20 protein-coding genes are annotated in these 22,837 nt (G+C 64.7%); 16 read left to right on the forward strand and 4 right to left on the reverse strand.

The genetic code is table 11. The annotated features are described in order from the left end of the window. Positions 1 to 28: 28 nt before the first annotated feature. The gene (locus GGR44_RS11865; RefSeq protein ID WP_183955794.1) at positions 29 to 703 is read right to left on the reverse strand and encodes a TetR/AcrR family transcriptional regulator; all 675 of its coding nucleotides are present in this window, start codon (positions 701 to 703) and stop codon (positions 29 to 31) included. Between the two features lie 243 nt (positions 704 to 946). On the opposite strand from GGR44_RS11865, the gene GGR44_RS11870 reads away from it, so the two are divergent. The 14 genes from GGR44_RS11870 to GGR44_RS11935 all read left to right on the forward strand — a co-directional run bounded on the left by GGR44_RS11870 (position 947) and on the right by GGR44_RS11935 (position 18,813). Next, entirely contained in the window at positions 947 to 1,759 is an 813-nt protein-coding gene (locus GGR44_RS11870; RefSeq protein ID WP_183955795.1) for an SDR family NAD(P)-dependent oxidoreductase, read from the forward strand. A 16-nt stretch (positions 1,760 to 1,775) separates the two neighbouring features. After that, entirely contained in the window at positions 1,776 to 2,066 is a 291-nt protein-coding gene (locus GGR44_RS11875) for a DUF1330 domain-containing protein (RefSeq protein WP_183955796.1), read from the forward strand. Positions 2,067 to 2,121: 55 nt separating this feature from the next. Next, the gene (locus tag GGR44_RS11880) at positions 2,122 to 4,092 is read left to right on the forward strand and encodes an oxidoreductase (protein WP_183955797.1); all 1,971 of its coding nucleotides are present in this window, start codon (positions 2,122 to 2,124) and stop codon (positions 4,090 to 4,092) included. Between the two features lie 72 nt (positions 4,093 to 4,164). Next, a complete protein-coding gene (locus GGR44_RS11885; RefSeq protein WP_183955798.1) occupies positions 4,165 to 4,491 on the forward strand; it encodes an EthD domain-containing protein in 327 nt (108 codons plus the stop codon). A gap of 131 nt (positions 4,492 to 4,622) precedes the next feature. Next, positions 4,623 to 5,825, forward strand: coding sequence for an acetyl-CoA C-acetyltransferase (locus GGR44_RS11890; protein WP_183955799.1), 1,203 nt, complete (start codon positions 4,623 to 4,625; stop codon positions 5,823 to 5,825). Positions 5,826 to 5,858: 33 nt separating this feature from the next. After that, positions 5,859 to 8,042, forward strand: a complete 2,184-nt coding sequence (locus GGR44_RS11895; RefSeq protein WP_183955800.1) for a 3-hydroxyacyl-CoA dehydrogenase NAD-binding domain-containing protein — start codon at positions 5,859 to 5,861, stop codon at positions 8,040 to 8,042. Positions 8,043 to 8,044: 2 nt separating this feature from the next. Further along, positions 8,045 to 9,202 carry an acyl-CoA dehydrogenase family protein gene (locus GGR44_RS11900; RefSeq protein ID WP_183955801.1) on the forward strand — a complete coding sequence of 386 codons (1,158 nt, stop codon included), beginning with the start codon at positions 8,045 to 8,047 and terminating at the stop codon, positions 9,200 to 9,202. A gap of 4 nt (positions 9,203 to 9,206) precedes the next feature. Further along, positions 9,207 to 10,169 carry an alpha/beta hydrolase gene (locus GGR44_RS11905; RefSeq protein WP_183955802.1) on the forward strand — a complete coding sequence of 321 codons (963 nt, stop codon included), beginning with the start codon at positions 9,207 to 9,209 and terminating at the stop codon, positions 10,167 to 10,169. Between the two features lie 56 nt (positions 10,170 to 10,225). Continuing rightward, positions 10,226 to 11,170: an alpha/beta hydrolase gene (locus GGR44_RS11910; RefSeq protein WP_183955803.1), complete on the forward strand. Its 945-nt coding sequence runs from the start codon at positions 10,226 to 10,228 to the stop codon at positions 11,168 to 11,170. Between the two features lie 45 nt (positions 11,171 to 11,215). Further along, positions 11,216 to 11,371: a hotdog family protein gene (locus tag GGR44_RS11915; RefSeq protein ID WP_183955804.1), complete on the forward strand. Its 156-nt coding sequence runs from the start codon at positions 11,216 to 11,218 to the stop codon at positions 11,369 to 11,371. A gap of 148 nt (positions 11,372 to 11,519) precedes the next feature. Beyond that, positions 11,520 to 13,748 (forward strand): molybdopterin-containing oxidoreductase family protein, encoded by a 2,229-nt coding sequence (locus tag GGR44_RS11920; protein WP_183955805.1) that lies wholly within the window; start codon positions 11,520 to 11,522, stop codon positions 13,746 to 13,748. A gap of 262 nt (positions 13,749 to 14,010) precedes the next feature. After that, complete coding sequence (locus GGR44_RS11925) at positions 14,011 to 16,695, forward strand: winged helix-turn-helix domain-containing protein (RefSeq protein ID WP_183955806.1); 2,685 nt, start codon at positions 14,011 to 14,013, stop codon at positions 16,693 to 16,695. Between the two features lie 85 nt (positions 16,696 to 16,780). Next, a complete protein-coding gene (gene kce / locus GGR44_RS11930) occupies positions 16,781 to 17,710 on the forward strand; it encodes a 3,5-dioxohexanoate:acetyl-CoA acetone transferase (RefSeq protein ID WP_183955807.1) in 930 nt (309 codons plus the stop codon). Beyond that, on the forward strand, positions 17,710 to 18,813 hold the full coding sequence (locus tag GGR44_RS11935; RefSeq protein ID WP_183955808.1) for a CaiB/BaiF CoA transferase family protein: 1,104 nt from the start codon (positions 17,710 to 17,712) through the stop codon (positions 18,811 to 18,813). Before kce ends, GGR44_RS11935 begins: the two co-directional genes overlap by 1 nt. Positions 18,814 to 18,871: 58 nt before the next feature. Here the strand turns inward: GGR44_RS11935 and GGR44_RS11940 are convergent, their stop codons facing one another. After that, positions 18,872 to 19,636, reverse strand: a complete 765-nt coding sequence (locus GGR44_RS11940) for a tyrosine-protein phosphatase (RefSeq protein WP_183955809.1) — start codon at positions 19,634 to 19,636, stop codon at positions 18,872 to 18,874. A 155-nt stretch (positions 19,637 to 19,791) separates the two neighbouring features. Between GGR44_RS11940 and GGR44_RS11945 the strand changes: the two genes are divergently transcribed. Continuing rightward, the gene (locus GGR44_RS11945; RefSeq protein ID WP_183955810.1) at positions 19,792 to 20,721 is read left to right on the forward strand and encodes an SMP-30/gluconolactonase/LRE family protein; all 930 of its coding nucleotides are present in this window, start codon (positions 19,792 to 19,794) and stop codon (positions 20,719 to 20,721) included. Positions 20,722 to 20,775: 54 nt separating this feature from the next. Here the strand turns inward: GGR44_RS11945 and GGR44_RS11950 are convergent, their stop codons facing one another. Continuing rightward, the gene (locus tag GGR44_RS11950) at positions 20,776 to 21,117 is read right to left on the reverse strand and encodes a PQQ-binding-like beta-propeller repeat protein (protein WP_183955811.1); all 342 of its coding nucleotides are present in this window, start codon (positions 21,115 to 21,117) and stop codon (positions 20,776 to 20,778) included. Between the two features lie 386 nt (positions 21,118 to 21,503). Then, a complete protein-coding gene (locus GGR44_RS11955; protein ID WP_183955812.1) occupies positions 21,504 to 21,962 on the reverse strand; it encodes a nuclear transport factor 2 family protein in 459 nt (152 codons plus the stop codon). 184 nt (positions 21,963 to 22,146) lie between these two features. Between GGR44_RS11955 and GGR44_RS11960 the strand changes: the two genes are divergently transcribed. Then, positions 22,147 to 22,671: an ester cyclase gene (locus GGR44_RS11960; RefSeq protein ID WP_183955813.1), complete on the forward strand. Its 525-nt coding sequence runs from the start codon at positions 22,147 to 22,149 to the stop codon at positions 22,669 to 22,671. Positions 22,672 to 22,837 lie beyond the last annotated feature (166 nt).

Below are 22,837 nucleotides of genomic sequence, written 5' to 3' on the forward strand. Positions count from 1 at the left end.
ATAGGGGAACTGATCAGGGCGGGCTGGCTCAGGCTTGGTTGCCCAGCGCCGCCAGCACGAAGCCAATGCTGTTGGCCTGCCATGCCGCGGCATCCAAGCTGCGGCCTTCCTGCGTGCGCGATACCAGCAGAACCATCGGCGAATGGGCGAACCATGTCGTCACCAGGCTGAAGATGACCCAGAAGAGCCCGTCGGCATCGGCATCGGCGCGGAACGACCCGTCGGCGCGCCCGCGCTCCACTATCCGGCCGAGCACTTCGTCGATCAGTTTGCGTAGTACGGTGGCCAGCGGGCTTTTGCTGCCCACATGCACGAAGTTGTGCTGCGCTTCGTCGATAGTCATCTGCGCGATCTGCGGGCGTTCGACGAATTCGGCAAACATGTTGACCATGAACAGTTCCACAGCGTCGCGCGGCGGCATTGTATCATACTGGGTGCTGCCGATGAACACGATGGTTCGTTCGGCCGCTTCTTTCAGGATCACGCTATAGAGGTCCGATTTGCTGCCGAAATAATAATACAGCAGTTGTTTCGACACGCCGGCCCGGCGGCAGATGGAATCGACCGTGGTGCCATCGAAACCGTGGGTTGCGAACTCTTCCTTCGCAGCGTCGAGGATGTCGGCAATGGTCGTGGCGTTGGCGGCGCGGCGACCGCGCACGGCGGTGGTGGCTGAAGCGGGACAGTCCTGGCTTGTCGGCATCTCTCGACCTCTCCCCGGTCAGGTTGCACGCCCTGACCAAGCGTTGAATTATTGCCTTATGCGATAGCTGCCGGGCACCCTAAACACAATGGCAGCGAAGCGCCGGACTCGTCGCCCAGGCGATGATCCTGCCGGGCTGGCGGCACTTTGCCGGTGCCGGCGGGGTCCGTTGCCGGGCCAATGATCGCAAAAGCGGCCCTGCCTGAATTGCCGAAAACCGAAACACGGGAACGAGAGGAAAGCATGTTGTTTGGAAACCTGAATGATCGCGTGGCGATTGTCACCGGATCGGGCGCCAATATCGGGGAAGCCTGCGCCAGGGCGCTGGCCGGGGCCGGGGCGCATGTCGTGCTGGCCGATATCAACCTGGCCGCCGCGCAGGCCGTAGCCGACGATATCATCAAAAACGGCGGCAGCGCGATGGCGCATGTGCTTGATCTTGCCGAAGAAAGCAGCGTGATCGCGCTGGTCGCTGCGGTGATGGCCAAGTTCGGGCGGATCGACATTCTGCACAACAACGCCGCCGATACCCGCCCCGATTTCATGGCCAAGGACCATTCGATTCCCGACATGACGGTCGAGGTGTGGGACCGCACCTTTGCCATCAACACGCGCGGGCCGATGCTGATGATCAAGCATGTTGCCCCGCACATGATCGCCGGAGGCGGCGGATCGATCATCAACACGGGGTCGGGTTCGGCCATTCTGGGCGATGTGTTCCACCCGGCCTATTCCACATCCAAGGGCGCGCTGCACACGCTGACACGCAATGTCGCGGCGCAGCTTGGCCGTCACAACATCCGCTGCAACGCGGTGTTGCCGGGCCTTGTGCTGAGCAAGGGCGCGCGCGAGATCATGACCGCCGGCGAGATCGACTTCATCCAGCGTCATGTGATGCTGCCACGACAGAGCAAGCCCGAAGACATCGCCGGGCCGGTGCTGTTCCTGGCATCGGATGCGGGCAGCTTCGTCACTGCGCAGGTGTTCAGCGCCGACGGCGGGATCGTCCATCATGCGCCCTATTTTGCCGATGTCATGGCCGCGGCCGGGAACTGATCCACAGGAGACGCAGATGGCTTCCTATGTCCTGAGCATGATGAACAAGCACGATCTCGAAAAGTATGGCGAGTACATGGCGCAAGGCTTCGTTTCGCTGGAAGGTTTGCCGTTCGAGGTGATCCTGGGTGAAAACATGGACACGCTGGAAGGTGCGCCTCCGGGCACCAGCGTGGTGCTGATGAAGTTCCCGGACAATGCCACCGCGATGCAGTGGTACAAGTCCGATGCCTATCAGAAGGCGATCCCGATCCGCCACCAGGCGGCCGAGACGATCTTCGCCGTGCACTTCACCGACGACAACTGATTGCAAGCAACGATGGCGCCGTGGCGGCCGGTTGCGCGCCACGGCGGAGGGGATAATGATGAGCAAATATGCAAACATGTTCAGCCCGATCAAGCTCGGTCGGCTGGAAATCAAGAATCGCGTGTTCATGTCGCCGCACGGCATGGTCGGGCTGGGGATCGGCACCGACAAGCAGGTCGGCTATTTCGAGGCGCGCGCCAAGGGCGGCGCCGGAATGATGGTGATCGCCAGTTGCCAGGTGGTGCCCGCGCCGCTGGTCCCGCCCGGCTGGTTTATCGAAGCCTATAACCCCGAACATATCCCCGCGATCCGCCGCATCGTCGATGCCGCGCACAAGCATGGCGCGAAGATCGCGGTGCAGGGCGTTTGGATGATGGCCGATCCGGCCACCGCGCAGCCTTCGGGGATAGCCCCGCACACTGTGCTCTCCGACAGCCAGCCCCGGTCGATGACCACGGCCGAGGTCGAAGAGCTGATCGAGGCGCACGCGGTTGCCGCGCTGCACGCGCAGGAAGCGGGCGCCGATGGCTTCGAGTTCCCGATCAGCGGCGGCGCCGGGCTTGGCTCGTTTACGTCCGAGTTCTACAACCAGCGCACCGACAAGTATGGCGGCAGCCTGGAAAACCGTATGCGCGCGATTGTCGAGATCGTCGAGGCGATCCGGCGGCGGGTGAGTCCCGATTTCGCCATCGGCATTGCCGTCAACGCCGATGAATCGACGCTGGGCGCGGCGGGCATCGACGATGGCGTGGCGCAGTGCAAGATCCTTGAAGCCACCGGAATGGTCGATTGGCTGCGCATCACAGCGCGCGGGCAGAAGCCGCAGATGACGCAGTACCATTATCCTTCGTCCTACCTCGAACAGGAAGGCACCCACCTTGACGCCGCAGCGGCGGTGAAGAAGGCGGTCAAGCTCCCGGTGGTCAGCGGCGGGCGCATCATGACCCCGGCCTTTGCCGACCAGGCGATTGCCGACGGGCGGTGCGACATGGTGTTCGTCGCCCGTTCGGTGATCGCCGATCCCGAATGGCCCAACAAGTGCCGCGATGACCGGCTGACCGAAATCCGCGCCTGCATCGGCGACCTTGAAGGCTGCTTCCTGCGTTCGTGCTTTGGCCAGGCGGTGGGCTGCACGGTCAACCCAGACATCGGGTACGAATACCTTGGCGATGTGGAACCGGCGGCACAGCCCCGCCACGTTGTCATCGCCGGCGCCGGTCCAGCGGGGCTGCAGGCCGCGCTTGTCGCGGCGCAGCGTGGCCACAAGGTCACCGTGCTGGAAAAGTCCGACCAGATCGGCGGTCATGTTACGCTGCAGGCCATGCTGCCCGGTCTTTCCGACCGCGCCGATATTGTTCGCTGGCTCAAGCTGCAACTCGACAAGCTGGGCGTGGAGGTCCGTCTCAACACCGAAGCGACGGCGCAGAGCGTTGCGGCGCTGGCCCCCGATGCGGTGTTGGTGGCGACAGGTGCGCGCTATTCCAAGACCGGCGCCAGCAAGAACCAGCTCACCGGCGTCAAGGGCGCGCAGTGGGAGCATGTGTTCACGCCCGAAGAAGTGATGCTGGAACACGCCCGGCTGGGCAAGCGCATCGTCGTTTATGACAACACCTCTTATGAAGTGGGTCCGGGAATTGCGGAATACCTTGCCAGTAAGGGCAAGGAGGTCGTGTTCGTGACGATGGACGCCGCGATGGCCATGTCGGTGACCGAGCTGGGCCTTAACAAGGTGATCGCCAAGCGGGTGATCCCCAAGGTCACCTTTCTGCCATCCACCGAAATCCGCGAGATCACTCCGGCCGACGTGCGCGTGCGCAACGTCTTCACCGGCGAGGAAACGGTGCTCGACGCCATCGACAGCACGGTGCTCGTCACCTCGAAACCGCCGCAGGAAGCGCTTTACCACGCGCTGCTGGGCAGTGGCATCGACGTGCGCATCATCGGGGATGCCCGCGAAGCGCGCTGGAGCGTTTTTGCCACCGACGAAGCGATCAAGGATGGACGCCGCGCCGCGCTGGCGCTCTAATTCAACCCGGCCCTGCCCGGATTGGTCCGGGCAGGGGCAAGCGGTCCGACGGGGCTGCGGGGGAGCGTTTCGATGATCAAGCAGATTTTCCTGATGAAGCGCCGCGCCGGCATGACCCCGGCGGAGTTCCGCGATTACTATGAAAACCGGCACGCGCCGTTCATGCTCTCGCTGTCGGGCAGGCCGGCGGTTTACCGGCGCAATTACGTGACAGGCCCGGACGAGCGCGACTATGATGTCGTGACCGAGATCGTCTATGCCACGCAGGCCGATTTCGCGGCGGCGCAGGCGGCGATGGCCGACCCTGAAAACGCCCGCCGCATGGCCGAAGACCAGGCCCGCTTCCTTGAACCGGGCAGCGTTCGGGCCTTTACTGTGGACTGCGTCGAAGACGCCTGAATCCGTGGGCCGCGCGCCCTTGCGGATACCGTATCCGCCCGTCCAAAGATAGGTGCGACCGGGGGGTGCGCCGGACACGGCCCATCCTAATCTCTATCGATACGTGTACCCACATTGGCAGGGCGATTTGCATGGAAGCCTATATCTACGATCATGTCCGTACCCCTCGCGGCAAGGGCCGCCCGGATGGTGCGCTGCATGAAGTCACTTCGGTCCAGATGGCCACGCAGCTTCTCGAAGCGATCCGTGACCGCAACAATCTCGACACGTCGCTGCTTGACGATGTGATCCTTGGCATGGCCCAGCCGGTGGGTGAACAGGGCGGCGTGCTGGCGCGTGCGGCGGTGCTGCAGGCGGGCTATGCCCAGACCGTGGCCGGTCAGCAGATCCACCGCTTCTGCGCGTCGGGTCTCGATGCGGTGAGCCTGATCGCGGCGCAGGTCCATTCGGGGATGATCCAGGCCGGGATCGGCGGCGGCGTCGAATCGATGAGCCGCACGGTGATGGGGTATGATTCCGGCGCGTGGACTTCGGACCCCGCCGTCGCATACCACAACCACTATGCCCCGCAGGGTATCGGTGCCGATATCATCGCCACACTCGACGGGTTCAGCCGCGAAGACGTCGACCGTTTTGCCGTGGAAAGCCAGCGCAAGGCTGCCAATGCCTGGGAAAACGGCTATTTCAAGAAGTCGATCGTCCCGATCAGGGACGTGCTCGGCGAAGTGTTGCTCGACCATGACGAACATATGCGTCCGGGCACCACGGTGGAAAGCCTCGCCAAGCTCAAGCCTGCCTTCGAAGGATTCGGCAAGGGCGGGTTCGAAGCGGTGGCCAAGGCAAAGTATCCGCAGATCGAACAGCTCGATTATGTCCACCACGGCGGCAACAGTTCAGGCATCGTCGACGGCGCGGGCATCGTGCTGGTCGGCTCTAAGGCGTTCGGCGAACGCGCCGGGCTGAAGCCGCGAGGCCGTATGCGCGCCTATGCCAATATCGGCTCCGAACCCACGATCATGCTGACCGCGCCTGCCGCCTGTTCGGACAAGGCGCTGAAGAATGCCGGGATGGAACGCAAGGATATCGACCTGTGGGAGCTGAACGAAGCCTTCGCCAGCGTCGTCATGCGCTTCCAGAACGTGATGGACATCCCTGACGACAAGATCAACGTGAACGGTGGCGCGATCGCGATGGGTCACCCGCTGGGGGCGACCGGGGCGATGATCCTGGGCACCGTGCTGGATGAGCTGGAGCGGCGCGACAAGGAAACCGGGCTGATCACGCTTTGCGCCGCCAACGGTCTTGGCACCGCTGCGATCATCGAACGCGTCTGACGCGCACCAAACGTCTTTTGAAGCGGATGTTCCATGCAGAATCTCAAACTCGAAACCAACGCTGACGGCTTTGCCCTCCTGACCCTGGATGCCGCCGGGCAGTCCATGAACGTCGTGAACGACGCCTTCCTAGCCGACATGGAAGCCGTCACCGCGCAGATCGCCGCGGACGACAGCATCAAGGGCGTGATCCTGACGTCTGGCAAGCCCGCCTTCATGGCTGGCGCCGATCTGACCCAACTGGTGCAGAGCTTCGGCAAGCTGACGCCAAAGGAAGCCTTCGGGTTTTCGCAGCGCGCCACGGCGATGCACCGCGGCATAGAAAAATCCGGCAAGCCTTGGGTCGCGGCGATCAACGGGCTGGCGCTGGGCGGCGGATTCGAACTGGCGCTGGCGTGCCATCACCGCGTGCTGGTCGACAACCCCAAGGCGCTGGTCGGCCTGCCGGAAGTCAATGTCGGGCTGCTGCCGGGTTCGGGCGGCACGGTTCGCCTGGGCATTCTGATCGGGTTCAAGAAGGCGCTGGACCTGCTGCTGACTGGCCGCACGGTTGCCCCGGCAGAAGCGCTCAAGCTGGGTATCGTCGATGAAGTCGTGCCCGCCGAAAAGCTGATCGACGCTTCGCGTGCGTGGCTCGCCGCCGGGCCGGACCCGGTGCGTCCGTGGGACGTGAAGGGCTGGGTGCCGCCGCAGAAGAAGGGCCTGACCGTACCCGAAGATTCGGCGGCCTACATGATGATGACCGGGGCCATCGCGCAGAAGGGCTATAACACGCCCGCTCCGCAGGCGATTCTGTCGTGCGTGTTCGAAGGGCTGCAACTGCCGTTCGACAAGGCGCTGGCCGTGGAGAGCAAGTACTTTGCAAAGCTGCTGACCGATCCTGTCGCGCGCAACATCATCCGCACCACATTCATTTCCAAGCTGGCCGCCGAAAAGGGCGCGCGCCGCCCCGCCGGCGTGCCCAAGTCCGAAGTGAGGAAGCTGGGCGTGCTGGGCGCGGGCATGATGGGGGCAGGGATCGCCTTTGTTTCGGCGACCGCCGGGATCGAGGTCGTGTTGCTCGACCGCGATGTGCCGACCGCGGAAAAGGGCAAGGCCTATACCGCCAAGGTGCAGGGCAAGCTGATCGAAAAGGGCAAGCTGAGCCAGGACAAGGCCGACGCCGTGCTCGCGCGGATCACCCCGACCGACGATTACGCGCTGCTCGAAGGCTGCGACATGATCGTCGAGGCGGTGTTCGAGGATATGGGCATAAAGGCCGAAACCACGCGCAAGGCCGAAGCGGTGATCCCCGCCAGCGCGGTCTATGCGTCGAACACCTCGTCGCTGCCGATTTCGGAGCTGGCCAAGGCTTCGCAGCGCCCCGACCAGTTCATCGGCATCCACTTCTTCTCACCCGTCGATCGCATGGGTCTGGTCGAAGTGATCGTAGGCAAGCAGACCTCGAAGGAAACGCTGGCCAGGGCGCTCGATTTCATCGCGCAACTGCGCAAGACGCCGATCGTGGTCAACGATTCGCGCGGTTTCTACACCAGCCGCGTGTTCCGCATGTTCATCTTCGAAGGCGTGGCGATGCTCGAAGACGGTGTCGAACCGGCGCGGATTGAAAACGCGGCCAAGGCCGCCGGTTTCCCGATCGGACCACTGGCGCTGCTCGATGAAGTAACCATGGAACTGCCGGTCAAGATCATCGACGAAGCGGCGCGCGATGCGGCGATGACGGTCAACAAGTACACGATCGAACGCGGCATGCCGGTGCTGCAGCGGATGATCGCGCTGGGCCGCGGCAGCCGCAAGGCAGGCGGTGGCTTCTACGAATACCCGGCGACGGGCGGAAAGCGCCTGTGGCCGGGTCTGGCGCAGGAGTTCCCGCCAGCGGCCGAACAGCCCGATCTTGAAGAACTGAAGAAGCGGTTCCTCTATTCGCAGGCCAACGAAACAGCGCAGACGCTGGAAGAAGGCGTTCTGGAAACGCCCGAAGACGCCGATCTGGGCGCGATCTATGGCTGGGGCTTCCCGGCCTGGACCGGCGGCACGCTGAGCTACATCGACACGGTCGGCATCGCCACGTTCGTGGCCGAAGCGGATCGTCTGGCCAAGCTCTATGGTTCGCGCTTTGCCCCTTCGGCATGGTTGCGCGCCAAGGCGGAAAAGGGTGAAGGCTTTTATCCGGCGGCCACCGCGGCCGCGGCCCCTGCCGCCAAGGAGCTTGCATAGCCATGAAGCGCGTCATCTTCGAACCAGAGCACGAACAGTTCCGCGACAGCGTTGCCAGGTTCATGCAGGCGGAAGTCGCGCCATACGCCGAAAAGTGGCGCGAGGAAGGCATGGTCCCGCGCGAACTCTACCTGAAGGCGGGCGCGCAGGGCCTGCTGTGCACATGGGCCGATGAAAAGTACGGCGGGGCGGGGATCGACGATTTCCGCTTCGAACAGATCATCATCGAAGAGAATATGCGCCACGGCGACATTGGCTTCTACATCAACCTGCACAACGATCTCGTCGCGCCCTATTTCGACAAGCTGGGTACCGAGGAACAGAAGGATCGCTGGATGCCCGGCATCGTTTCGGGCGAAAAGATCCTGGCCGTGGCGATGACCGAGCCTTCGACCGGGTCGGACCTTGCGGGCATGAAGACCCGCGCCGAGGACAAGGGCGATCACTGGCTGCTGAACGGCGCCAAGACGTATATCTCGAACGGCATCCTTTCGGATCTGGTCGTGGTGGCCGCGCGCACCGATCCGACCAGCCGCCACGGCCTCAGCCTGCTGGTGGTCGAGCGCGGGATGGAAGGTTTCGAACGCGGGCGCAAGCTGGCCAAGATGGGCCTGCATGCGCAGGATACCGCCGAACTGTTCTTCAACGACGTGAAGGTGCCCAAGGAAAACATGCTGGGGGATCCCGGCCAGGGCTTCCGCTATCTGGCGCGTTTCCTCGCTCAGGAACGCCTGGTCGCGGCGATCGGCTTCATGGCCACTGCGCAGACCGCGTTCGACATCACTCTTGATTACGTCAAGGAACGCAAGGCGTTCGGCAAGCCGATCGGCGCGTTCCAGAACACCCGGTTCAAGATGGCTTCGATGCGCACCGAACTAGACGCGGCGCAGACCTATGTCGACCAGCTCGTGCTGCTGCTCAACGCGGGCGAGCTTTCGGCCGAGGACGCATCGGGCGCAAAGCTGCTTGCCTCCGAACTGGAGGGTCGGGTGATGGACGAATGCGTGCAGTTGCATGGCGGCGCCGGATACATGGAAGAATACCGGATCAGCCGGATGTACACCGATGCGCGCATCAGCCGTATCTTTGCCGGTACGTCGGAAATCATGCGCGAAATCATCGGGCGCGGGCTGGGGCTGGACGAGCGCAAGCTTTCCTGAAGCCATGACCACGCGCCACCTGGTCGATCCCGAACTGCTGGCCTTGGTCGATGCCATGCCGCCGATGGTGCTTTCAGACGAAAGCCTGCCGGTGATCCGCGCCGCCTTGCCCGCCATGGTGAAGGCGGCGCCGCTGCCAGATATCCCAGTCGCCATCAGCGATGTGCAGGTTCCGGCAGACGGCGGCGCGCGCACCGTGCGCTGCATGATGTTGCGCCCCGCCGCGCTCGCCGCCAATGCCCCGGCGATCCTGCACATGCACGGCGGCGGCAATGTTGTCGGCATGCCGGAAATGAACACCGGCCAGCTTATGCAGTGGGCCGATGCGCTGGGCTGCCTGATCCTTTCGGTCGATTACCGCCTGGCCCCGGAAACCCGGTTTCCCGGCGCGATAGAGGATTGCTATGCGGCATTGGGCTGGATTCATGCACATGCCGGTGCGCTGGGGGTTGACCGCGCCCGCATCGCGGTGAGCGGGGAAAGCGCGGGCGGCGCACTGGCCGCCGGGCTGGCGCTGCTGGCGCGCGACCGTGGCGAATATGCGATCTGCTTTCAGCATCTCGAACAGCCCCGGCTGGATGACCGCACCAGCACGGAAGCAGCGCCCAACCCGTTTACCGGCGAGTTCGTGTGGACGCGGGAAAGCAGCCGCTATTGCTGGATTGCCCAACTGGGCAAGGAGCCGGGCGGCGCGGACACATCGCCTTATGCCGCGCCTGCACGGGCGAGCGATCTTGCCGGGCTGCCGCGCACGTTCATCAGTGTCGGCGCGCTAGACTTGTTCGTGGACGAATGTCTCGACTATGCGGGCCGCCTGATCCGCGCTGGCGTGCCGACCGAACTGCATGTCTATCCCGGCTGCATGCACGGCTTTGGCATGGCGCGCGATAGCGGGCCGGCGCGGCGCGCACAGGCGGATAATATTGCCGCATTGCGCATGGCCTTTGCCCTGCCCGCCGTGCCATAAAGGCGCGACCGCAAAAAGCGCAAAACCGCGGCATTGCCACTGTGGAGAGGAATTTCATGAACACGCGACACCTTGTCGATCCGGCTCTGTTGCCAGCGCTCGATGCCTTTCCAGCGCTCGCCGCGACGCACGAAACGCTGCCTGCCGTGCGCGCGGCGATGGACGGGATCACCCGCTCGCTTGCCGCCGCGCCCGTGCCGGTGGCTCCGCAGGAAGTCCGCATCCCCGCGCCCGAAGGGCACGAAGTGCGCGCGCTGTTGCTGCGCCCGGCCGATGATGCCGGCCCGCTGCCTGCGGTGCTGCACATCCACGGCGGCGCCTACATCATCGGCACCCCGGAAATGAGCGTGCCGGAACTGTCCGAAACCGCCCGCCAGCTTGGCGTGGCGATCCTCAGCGTGGACTATCGGCTTGCGCCGGAGCACCCTTTTCCCGCCGGGATCGAGGATTGCTACACCGCGCTGGGCTGGCTGCACGCCAATGCGGCGGCGCTGGGGGTGGACCCGGTGCGGATCGCGGTGATGGGCGAAAGCGCGGGCGGCGGGCTGGCCGCGGCGCTGGCGCTGATGGCGCGCGATCGCGGTGAATATCCGCTGGCGTTCCAGTTGCTCGACGCTCCGATGATGGACGACCGCACCTGCATCCGGCCGCGCAACCCGGCGACCGGCGAGTTCATTTTCGGCCCGGACGATAACCGCTTTGGCTGGAGCTGCCTGCTGGGCGGCGAACCGGGGCAGGGCGATGTTTCGCCTTATGCCGCCGCTGCCCGCGCGACGCGGCTTGAAGGTTTGCCGCCTGCGCTGATCGCGGTGGGCGCGCTTGATCTGTTTTTGGATGAAAACGTGGATTATGCGATGCGTCTGATTGCGGCCGGGGTGGCGGTGGAACTGCATGTCTATCCGGGCTGCCCGCATGGTTACGTGATTGCCGCCGACGCCCCGGTTTCGCAGCGGGCGCTGCGTGACAAGCGCGAGGCGCTGCGTCGCGCGCTGGCGCGCTGACGCCGGCGCTCGATACAGAGCGCCTGTTGCGCTAAACGGCGCCTGTTGCGCACGATCCGCGCGTTTATACGCTCGGCCGGGTTCGACCAGCCAATCCTGCACGGCCTGTCCACGTCGGGGCTGGTCACGCGGGCGCTGGTGATCGACAGTGGGCAGGCCAGCGTCGACAGCTTTGCCGGACCGAACGCGGGCCAGGGCTGACGTCTGGCGGCGCGAACCCTGCCCCTTGGCAGGTTATGGAACGCGCGCAAGGCCGTCAGATGCGGCAAAAGACGCCGCAGGTGCGCTCGCGCCGCGTCCCGCCGTGATCGGCCATGCGCACCAAGAGGCAAAGGGGAGTTTGCAAGCGATGGTCGATAGCCCGAACGAGACAGCCGAGACGCGTTACGGCATCTGCAAGGTGTGCTGGGCCGGTTGCCCGGTGGAAGTGACTGTCGAAGACGGCCGCGCGACCAAGGTCGTGGGCGACCGCCAGTCCCCGATCTATGGCGGCTATACCTGCCCCAAGGGCCGCGCCATGCCCGAAGCGCATTACTCCCCGACGCGGGTGTTGCGCCCGCGTAAGCGCATGCCCGATGGCAGCTATATCGAAATCCCGATGGCGCAGGCGATCGAGGAGATTGCACAGCGGCTTGAAGCGATCATGGAAAAGCATGGTCCCGAAACGATCGCGGTCTACCCCGGCAACGGTAACCTGACCAACCCGATCAACCCGGTGATCGGGGCGATGTTCATCATGGCGATGGGCACCTATCCCGACCGGTTCTTTTCGGTCCAGACCATCGACCAGGCGGGCAAGGTGATCGCCCAGGCGCTGCATGGCCGATGGATGGCCGGTCCGCAGCCGTTTTCCACGGCCAAGACGTGGATCATGGTCGGCACCAACCCGGTCATTTCCAAGCAGGGGGTCATGGTTAATCCGGGCCAGACGCTGAAACAGGCGGTCAAGGGCGGGATGAAGCTGATCGTGATCGATCCGCGCGCGACCGAATCCACCGCGCACGCCTTTCTGCATATCGCCCCGCAGCCGGGGCAGGACGCCAGCATCCTGGCCGGGATCCTGCGCGTGATCCTGACCGAAAAACTTTACGATGCGCAGTTCGTTGCGGACAACGCCATCGGCATCGAAACGCTCATGGCCGCAGTGGCGCCGTTCACGCCCGAACACGTTGCGTCCGTTGCGGGGATTGCCGCCGAAGACGTGGTGTTGGCGGCCCGGACCTTTGCCGAAGCGGAAAGCGGGTGCGTGGTGACGGCCACCGGCGCCCATTTCCCGCTGCACGGCACACTGTGCGAATACCTCGCCCTGAGCCTGAATACGGTCTGCGGCCGCTGGGTGCGGGCAGGGCAACCCCATGCTCAACCGCACGTTCTTTTGCCCGACGTGCCGATCCATGCCCAGCCCTATGCGCCTTACCAGCCGTGGGATCATTCGCGGCCCAGCCGGATCAACGCCTTGCCGCAGACCGTAGTCGGCGCGCCCACCGGCACCCTGCCCGACGAAATCCTCACCCCCGGCCCCGGCCAGGTGCGCGCGCTGATCTGTTCGGGCAGCAACCCGGCGGTGTCCCTGCCCGATCAGAACCGCGCCGGGCGCGCGCTGTCCTCGCTCGACCTGCTTGTGGCGATCGACGTGGAAATGTCGAATACGGCCCGCATGGCCGATTACGTGATCCCCGATCGCATGGCGCTGGAAACCCCGGCCTGTTCGCAGTTTTCCGAATCGATGAAGTACTACGGAATCTGGACCGGCGGCTATGAAATGCCCTACGCGCACTATGCTGCGCCGGTAGTGGCCCCGCCCGCCGGGTCGGACACCATCGAAAGTTGGGAATTCTTCTACGAACTGGCCCGGCGGCTGGGCAAGCAGATCGTGTATTACGGCAATGCCGCCGGAACCGGCCAGCACTGGGACAAGCCGCCGGTGCCCTTCACGTTGCCGCTCGACCGTCGCCCGACGACGGAGGAAATGTTCGAGGCGATGTGTGCCGGCTCGCGCGTACCGCTTGAAGAGGTCAAGCAATACATCCACGGCAAGGTCTACGATGAACTGGACATCACCGTGCTGCCGCGTGCGGCCGATTGCGACGCGATGTTGCAACTGGGCGACCCGACGATGATGGCTGAACTGGCCGCGGTGTTCGAACGGCGGGGCGATACCGCCAACCCCAGCGCCGATTTCCCGCTGATGCTGATCCCGCGCCGGGCGAACGACATGATGAACTCGATCGGGCGGACCAATCCCAAACTGGCGGCGCGGCGATCGCACAACCCGGCCTATCTCAACCCCGCCGATCTCGATCGCTTCGGGCTGGCGTCGGGCGATGTCATTTCCATCCGCTCGGAACATGGCGAGATCAAGGGCGTGGTCGAGGCCGAGCCGCGGCTGCGGCCCGGTACGCTGTCGATGTCCCACTGCTTTGGGACCAACCCGGACGAGGCGGACGATCCGCTGGGGCAGGGCGGCTGCACCTCGCGCCTGATGGACGCCAACGCCGCGTTCGATCCGGTGTTTGGCCAGCCGCGCATGGGGGCGATCCCGGTGCGGATCGAAGCTGTCGCCGTCGCGGCTACCTGACCCGGCCAGGCTTTGCCTCACGATAGGCTGACTCACGACAGCCCGACTCACGATAGGTGCTGCGGCGCAGCAAACGTCGGAACGGCGCTCGCCGCCGATTTATGCGGGTGCGGGCGCTGTACCAATCTGCGGAAAACAACCCGCCTTTTTTGCGCATACCTATCGCGCGATAGGAAAAGACCGTTGCGTTACGCTCCGGTTTGGTCAATGACAGCATCCGAAGTCGGCCAGCAGAGTCGGTTTGACAGGAGAGTGCAGCATCATGGGTCTAGTCCCCACGACAATCATCCCGCCGCGCGCAACCCCGCTGATCGTGCCGCGCAAGGCGTTTCTGAACATGATCGAGCCGATTTCGCGCGCGCGCCTGGCGACATTCTGCGCGCCCGCCGGCAGCGGCAAGACCACCGCGGCGCTCCACTGCCACAACTACATGAAGGAACAGGGCCGCCCGGCGCTGTGGCTTTCGGTGCGAGCCGGCATCCGCGATTTTCCATCGTTCTTCGGCGCGCTAAAGGCGGCCGGGCTGGCGGTGGGGATGGAATGGGACCACCTCGACCGCAACGGCGCGGAGGAAGACTGGCTGGCCGCGTTGGCGCAGGTCCATGAAAAGCCGCCGGTTCTGGTCATCGACGATGCTCACCTGCTGCCCATGCCGGTGCTCGATTTCGTCAGCCAGGCTATGTCCAGCGCCCGCGATGCCATGACCGTCATTCTCATTTCGCGCGGAGCTTTGCCGATCCCGGTGGCGCGGGCGCGTTCGCTGGGCTTTCTGGTAGAAGTCGGCGCAGCGGAACTGGCGTTCGACGATGAGGAGGCGCGCGAGCTTATCACCCGCGTGGCCGGCGTCCCGGTCGATGCCGAAATCATGCAGCAGATCATCCGCGATGCCCATGGCTGGGCGTCGGGCCTGGTCATCGGTGGCGAGTTGTACCGCCGCGAATCCGCCCGCGGCATGACCTGGAAGCCGCTGTCTGACAACCTGCGGCGCGAGTTTACCGGTTACTTCTCGGAAGAAGTGCTTGAACTGCAGACGCCGGAAATGCGCGATTTCCTGATCAACATCTGCATTCTGGACGAACTCACCGGGCCTTCGTGCGCCGCGGTGACGGGCGATGACAACGCCCGCGCCACGCTGGACGATGCCTATCGCGCCGGACTGTTCATCGACGCGATCGACGAAGAGCGCAGCCGCTATGCCTTCCACCCGCTGTTCCGCGCCATGGCGCTGGGCCGCCTGCATGAACGCGCCTTTGCCCGCGCCGCCGAACTCCACCGCCGGGCCAGCCGCTTCTTTGCCGAACAGGGCGATCTGATCAAGGCGCTGGAACATGCCTCGGCGAGCGGGGATCAGGAGTTTCTGGCCGACCAGCTCGATCTCATGGCCAACGACCTGACAACCGCCGGGCACCTCAACCGGCTTGATCAGATCGCCTCCCAGCTACCCTGGGCGGTCAGCTCGACCCGTCCCATGCTCGTGCTGGCTATGGCCTGGCGGCGTATCCGGCGCTTGTCCTTTGCCGCCGCAGTGCGCCTGATCGACACGGCCATTGCGTTGCGCGACAAGCTGGTGGCCGAAGGCAGGCTGGACGCCCATGCGGCGGCAACACTCGATTTCCATATCCGGCACCGCAAGATCATGCTGGCCGCCGCGCAGGATGATCTGGGGCAGGTCGAACGCGATGCCGAGCAGCTGATTGCCGAAATCGGCGATGACGAAGCCTATCTGAGCTGTACGCTGCTGGCGCAGGTGATTGCTGCGCGGCGCGAGTTCTACCATTTCCACGATACGCTCAAGCTCGAAGCCGAAGTGCGCCGCGCGCTCGACCGGCCGGGGTCGGAGTTCGCTTCGATCGCGCTCAAATGTTCGATCGTGCCCACGCTGTTCGTGCAGGGCAAATCCGCTATTGCCTGCCGTTTCAGCGAAGAGGCGCTCGAAGCGGCTGGCGCGCGCGATGCGGAAATCCCCGGTCTCGCCGCGTTGCCGGCGCTGCCCTATGCGGAAATGCTCTACGAAATCGGCGAAGTGGACCGTGCGGGCGATCTGGTCGAACGGTATCTGCCCGGCATCCGCCAGTGGGGGCTGGTCGATCAGTTCGCGTCCGGCTTTCTGGTGCGCGCGCGGTTGGCTTTTGCGCGGGGCGACAGCGTTGGCGCACTGGCCGGGCTGGATGAAGCGCATCTGGTCGCCATCGAATGCGGTCTGGACCGGCTGCGCGCCCATGTCGTGGCCGAACAGGTCCGCATTCTGGTCAAGTCGGGCCAGATCGACGAGGCCGAAGCCGCCTTGCGCGCGGTCGGGCAGAATCTGGACGAAGAACCGGTGCCCACGCTAAACCCGTCGCGGCGGCGCGAATGTCTGGCCATCGCGTGGATCCGCATCGAGATGCAGCGCCACCGTCTGGTTCGCGCCGCCAAGGTGGCAACGCGCTGGCTGGAGTTCGTGCGCCGCAGCGGCGCGGCGCGTTCGGCGGTGGAGTTCGAGCTGCTGCTGGCGGAAATCTTCGTGTTGCAGGGCAACCGTTCGAAGGCCCGCCGCGCGGTGCGCTCGGCGGTGGAACAGGCCGAACCGGCGGGCTGGGTGCGCGTGTTCCTCGACGAAGGCGAGATCATCACTGCCCTGCTGAGCGAAGCCTATGCCAACGGCCCCGCGCTCGATACGCGGGCCGACCGTTTTGCCGCCATGCTGGTTTCGCTGGTGGACAATGGCCCGGCCATCGAATCCGAAGATGGCGAGGGCGCGATCGGGTTGACTGGACGACTCGCCAGCCGCGAGGTGGACATCCTCATCATGGTCAGCGGCGGCCTGCGCAACCGCGAGATCGGCGAACGGCTGGGCCTGACCGAAGGCACGGTCAAATGGTACATGCAGCAGATCTACGACAAGCTGGGCGTGCGGCGTCGTCCGCAGGCGGTCCTGCGCGCCCGCCAGTTCGGCATCCTGACGTGAGATAGGCGCACAAGTCTGACGAACAGCGTTTGACGCACCGGTCCGGCGAAGGGCATTGCGCCTTTTGCATTTACACGAGGAAGACATGGCAAAAGGCAAGGTCATCATCAGTTGCGCCATCACCGGCGCGATCCACACCCCTTCGATGTCGGAATACCTGCCCGTCACCGCCGAGGAAATCGCAGAATCGGCTATCGGCGCGGCAGAGGCGGGCGCGGCGATCATCCACCTGCACGCGCGCAACCCGGTTGACGGGCGGCCAGACCAAAACCCCGACCTGTTCGAACCTTTCCTGAAGGTCATCAAACAGCGTTCCGACGCCGTGCTCAACCTGACCACTGGCGGGCACCCGTCGATGGCGGTGGACGAACGCATCCGCCCGGCCACGCGCTTCGCGCCCGAAGTGGCATCGCTCAACATGGGCACGATGGGCTTTGGCCTGTTCCCGATGCTCGACCGGTTCAAGACCTTCAAGCACGATTGGGAAGCCCCTGCGCTCGAAGCCTCGCGCGATCTGGTGTTCAAGAACACCTTTGCCGATATCGAACGCCTGCTCGGCATCCTGACGCCGTTGGGCACCCGGTTCGAGTTCGAATGCTATGACACCAGCCACCTCTACAACCTCAAGCACTTCCTCGACCGCGGGCTGGTCAAGGCGCCGCTGTTCATCCAGACCTGCTTCGGCATCCTGGGCGGCATCGGCAGCCATCCGGACGATGTGATGCACATGAAGCGCACGGCTGACCGGCTGTTCGGCGATCAGTATGAATGGTCGGTACTGGGCGCGGGCGCGCGGCAGATGAGCATTGTCGCCATGGCGGCGTCGATGGGCGGCAACGTGCGCGTCGGGCTGGAAGATTCGCTGTGGGCGGGCAAGGGCCGGCTGGCCCGGACCAACGCCGAACAGGTCACGCTGGCGCGCCAGATCGTTGAAGGCATGGGGCTGGAAATCGCTACTCCCGATGAAGCGCGCGAGATCCTCGATCTCAAGGGCGCGGACCGGACCAACATCTGATGGCGGCTGCTACCGGGCCGCTTGCCGGCATCCGCATTGTCGAGATCGACGCCATCGGCCCGGTGCCGCTTGCAGCCATGCTGCTGGCGGACATGGGCGCGGAAATCGTCCGCGTCGCCCGCCCGCCCAGTGCGGGCGCGGGGGCGTGGGACGACGTGGGCGGCGATATCCTGCACCGCAGCCGCGCCGTCACCTATCTGAACCTGAAGGACGATACCGACCGCGAACGGTTGCTGGCCCTGATCGAAAGGGCTGACGCGCTGATCGAAGGCTATCGCCCCGGCGTGATGGAACGGCTTGGGCTGGGACCGGATGCCTGCCTGGCGCGCAACCCTGCGCTGGTCTTCGGCCGGATGACCGGGTGGGGCCAAACCGGGCCTCTGGCGCTGACCGCCGGGCATGACATCAACTACCTTTCGATCACCGGCGCCCTGCACGCCATGGGCGATGGCGCCACGCCGCCGCCGGTGCCGCTCAACCTCGTGGGCGATTACGGTGGCGGGGCGATGTTCCTGATCGCCGGGCTGCTCGCCGCAATCCTTTCGGCGCGGGCCACCGGCAAGGGGCAGGTGGTCGATGCCTGCATTTCCGACGGCGTGCCTTCGCTGATGAGCCTGTTCTACGCGTGGGAGCCGAAGGGCCTTTGGGCCGACGCACCCGCTTCGAACCTCCTGGATGGCGGCGCGCCGTTCTACCGCTGCTATCGTTGCGCCGATGGCCGCGATGTGGCGGTTGGGTGCCTAGAGCCGCAGTTCTTTGCCAGGATGCTCAAGGGGCTGGGGCTGGAAGACCGTGGCTATCGCCAGAACGACCGGGCCGACTGGCCGCGCATGCAAGCCGATTTCAGCGCCACGTTCGCCACCCGTTCGCGCGATGAATGGGCGGATGTGTTCGCGGGCACCGATGCCTGCGTCACGCCTGTCCTGTCGATGGCCGAAGCGCCTGCGCACCCGCACAACGCCGCACGCGGCACGTTCGTGGCGCGTGGCGGCATCAACCAGCCGGCGCCTGCGCCGCGCCTTTCCGGCACACCCGCCGCAATCGCCGATGCCGAAACGGTGGACATCGAAGCGGCAATCGAACGCTGGGGCCTGCGCGCCTGACCGGAAATGGGCGCAACGGCAGGCCACCGCATCGCGCGGCCAGCCGTTGCGCGCCCGGTCAGCCCTGAGTCACCATGGTTTCGCGGAAGCAGGCCAGCAGCGTGGCATCGACATCGGCAGCGGCGAAATACCCTTCGAGCGACCCGTGTTCCGAGGTCAGCGCATCGAACGCTGTGTTGAGGAAATCGACATCGACGCCGATCATTGCGTCGATCAGTTCCTGGCTCGGCACGAACCCGAAGGTTTCGTAGAATTGTTCTTCGATCCCGCCACGCAGGCGCAGGTTGCGAGCGAAGATATCGGACCGTTCGTAATCGGCGATTACAATATCTTCGGGAACGCCGACCGCACGGAGCAGCAGCGCGATCATCACGCCGGTGCGGTCCTTGCCAGCCGTGCAGTGCACCAGCGCGGGTACTTCCCCGCCGATGATCGATTCGACGAAATGGCGCAAGTGTGGGCGCAGCGCGGCGGGGATCGACGCATAATTGCCGACCAGTGCTGCGCGCACCGTGGCCGCAGACTGGTCATGCCGCAGGGCTTCCCAGCCGTTGTTGGTCTTGACCCGCAGATCGGCGGTCACATCGAGATTGAGCAGCCGGGCGGCCTCGGCCCAGTCGTTGGGATCCTTGTCGCGTTCGCCTTGGGAACGCAGATCGCATACCAGCCGGATGTTCAGCGCGGCCAGTTCCTCGCGGTGCACGGGGGCGAAGCTGGCGGGGCCTTCGGAGCGATATATGAGGCCGGGGCGCACGATGCGCCCGTCGTGGGTCGGCAAGCCGCCAATATCGCGGAAGTTGAGCTTGGACAGGGCTTCGGTCATCGGGGCATCCAGCAGTGGAACGGGAAAGGTTGCGCGCCCGACCAAGCCCGGTCGCGGCGGTGCGCTCACCTGTCCTAGGGTGGGTAACGCCCAACCGTGGCAGGGATACGACAACAACGGCGGTCCTGCAGGGCCAGCACGCGGAGGGGAACAATATGACTAGGCAGATCGGTGCAACCCTGACAGACGGCCTGATTTTGCCCGAAGGGCCGGTCGCGCTGCCCGACGGCAGCCTGCTGGTGGTCGAAGTGCTGGGCGGGAGGCTTACGCGCATTGCTCCTGATGGCGCCAGAACCATTGTTGCCGAGCTGGGCGGCGGGCCGAATGGTGCGGCCATCGGCCCGGATGGCCGTTGCTATGTGTGCAACAACGGTGGGTTCGGGCATATGGTCCTCCCCGATGGCGGGCTGTTGCCGCTTGAAGCGCCGCTCGATACGCCGCCCGGTTCGATTCAGGTGGTTGATCTGGAAACGGGGGCCTTCGAAACGCTGTACAGCCACAGCGATGCCACCCCGTTCTGGGGACCGAACGATATCGTCTTCGACGATGCGGGCGGGTTCTGGTTCACCGATTTCGGGCGGGATCGCGGCCGCGCCCGGATGCGCGGCGCTCTTTATTACGCCAGGGCAGATGGCTCGGCGATCCGCGAGGTTGTCTCCCCGCTCGATGGGCCAAACGGGGTGGGCCTCTCGCCCGACGGCAAGACGCTTTATGTTGCGCTGACCTTCGAAGGGCACCTCATCAGCTTCCAACTTTCGGCGCCGGGGGTAATCGACACGGCGGCATCGCACATGCCCAACGGCAGCACCATCGTCGGACGGGCCGGGCCGGGCATGTATCTCGACAGTCTTGCCGTGGACAGCGCGGGCCGCATCTGCTGCGCATCGCCGGGGCAGGGCGCGGTTCTGGTCTTCCTCCCCCAGGGCGGTGCGCCTGAAGCGGTCCTGACCGGCGATTTCCTGACCACGAATGTGGCCTTTGGCGGCCCTGACCGCCGCACGGCCTATGTCACGCTGGGCAGCAGCGGACGGGTGGTGACGATCGACTGGGATGTGCCGGGGCTGGAATTGGCCTTCGGCGGCTGAGCCGCGCTTAAGCGACTGTCAGGCGCGCGTGCTTCCCTGGGAAAGCGCGCCGGGCTATTGCCCGGCGGCGGCACGCCTGGGCAGAGCATAGGCGATGATTTCATCGCTTTCGCTGGAGAGCATCGCGCCGTGGCCGCCTGCTGCGATCACCACGAACTGGCGCCCACTCTTGTCCGACCAGCAGGTGGATGGCGATGTATTGTCCCCGGCGGGCAGGGGTGCGCGCCACAGTTCGCGCCCGGTCGCCACGTCATAGGCGCGGAAGGCGTGCTCTTGCGTGGCGCCGATGAACACAAGCCCGCGCCAGAGCACTTTGCCGCCGGGCAGCGGCGCCGCAATCCCGACATGGCTGCGCCAGGCGCGCGAGAGCATCCACAGGCCGAGGCATAACGGCATCGCCAGACGCGGGGCAAGCGCCCACCCGTCAAGCCCGACCTCCCCCCCGCGCCCAGATCAGGTTCGCTGCCAGAAACGCCCAGAACACCCGGATCGAAACCGGCTTGCGGGCAAAGCCCAGCGCGGCAGTCACGATCATCACGATTCCGCTTATCAGTTACCAGCGTGACCCGCCGCGCGTGGCAAGCTGCGTGCCCCGTGCCGCCAGCGCCTGCGCGCTGGCCAGCATGATGACAGGAAACATGATGTTCAGGAAACGCTGCATTGGATGTCTGGCCCGCTGATGGTCCGAAAGGCGCCGTTACGCCTGAATGCGGTCCGTGGAACGCGATATGCCGCTGCGCTGTTAAGCAGGATGGTTTTGCATATCATGCTGCACCGGCGCTTCAGCCCATCTGGCTTTTCAGCCATTCGGGCACGCCGATGAGATAGCTCTTTTCCTCATAAAGCCGGGCTATGCGCCAGCCGTCGGGGGTGCGCACCAGATCGTGGATATACCACAGGCCGCAGATCATCGTGTCGGTTTCGGTGCCGTTGGTCACGGTCATCGGGTTGTAGCATACCGTCTTGGTCTTCGCGCTCTGGCCATCGTCGGCGAATTCGTAACGCGTGGTTGATACGACATGCTGCGCGGCAAGAACCTGCTTGAAGCTGTTCGTCAGGAATGCCTTGGTTTCGGCAAGGGTGCCCTTGAACAGCGCCATCTCGGAATAATCGATGAAGGCATCGGTGGTGAAGTAATCGTCCAACTTGTCGAAATCGCGCGAATCCACCGCATAGCAATAGCCAACCAGCAGATCCTGAATCTCGAAGCGGTCCGACATTTCCTGTACGCTGATCGCCATGGCGCTCTCCCTTTCGCCCGTCTTGTAATTTTTGCATCTTCGCATGGTCGCAGACGTGCAACTGCCTCTCCAATGGTAGGTTGAAGCGCGCGGCGCGCTCGTCAAAGAAATGGCCGCACGCCGGGATGCTGTTCCGGCCAAGCCCGAACACCTCCGCCGCGTGCGGATTATCTAGGAGACTGACATGGGCCTTGCCCCCTTTACCGAAGCCGATTTCGTCCTGTCGCAGGAAAAGCGCGACGAAATCACGGAAGGCCTCACCCCTCGCCAGAAGTTCATGGTCGAGCATTGGATGAACCTGCATGAAGTGATCAATCGTGGCGATTGGGACGGCATGGACGTGTTCTTCAACACCGACACCATGACCTATGACAACCCGAACCGCCCGGACCTCGGCACGTACTTCAACTGGAAGACCTCGCCGCAGGGCCTGTACAAGACCTTCCCGCCTAGCATCTATCGCACGCTCAAGGCGTGGGGCCGTGGCGAAAACGAAATCTGCGTGCTGTGCCACCACCACGGCAAGCACACCGGCGGTCCCTACATGGGCGTCCAGCCGACCGGCAACGAACTGAACGTTGTGTGGTTCTCCTGGCTGCGCTTCCGTGGCGACAAGATCGACCACATCTACTCGATCTCCGACGTGCTCACGATGCTCAAGGATCTTGAAGTCATCGAAGTGCCGCAGCCGGTCGACCCCTACAAGTAAGCGCGAGCCGGCCCGCCGGGCCGCAGCGCAGCAAAAAGGGCGCGTTCCGCAAGGAGCGCGCCCTTTTTGCTGCCCGTTTTCGCGCAGCATGACCGGTTCCGCATCACCGGCTCTGTCAGCGCGCATCCGGCACCTGCATGCGCGCACCACCGGCAATGGCGGCGCG

The sequence above is a fragment of the Sphingobium fontiphilum genome (assembly GCF_014196635.1).
Lineage (GTDB): Bacteria > Pseudomonadota > Alphaproteobacteria > Sphingomonadales > Sphingomonadaceae > Sphingobium > Sphingobium fontiphilum.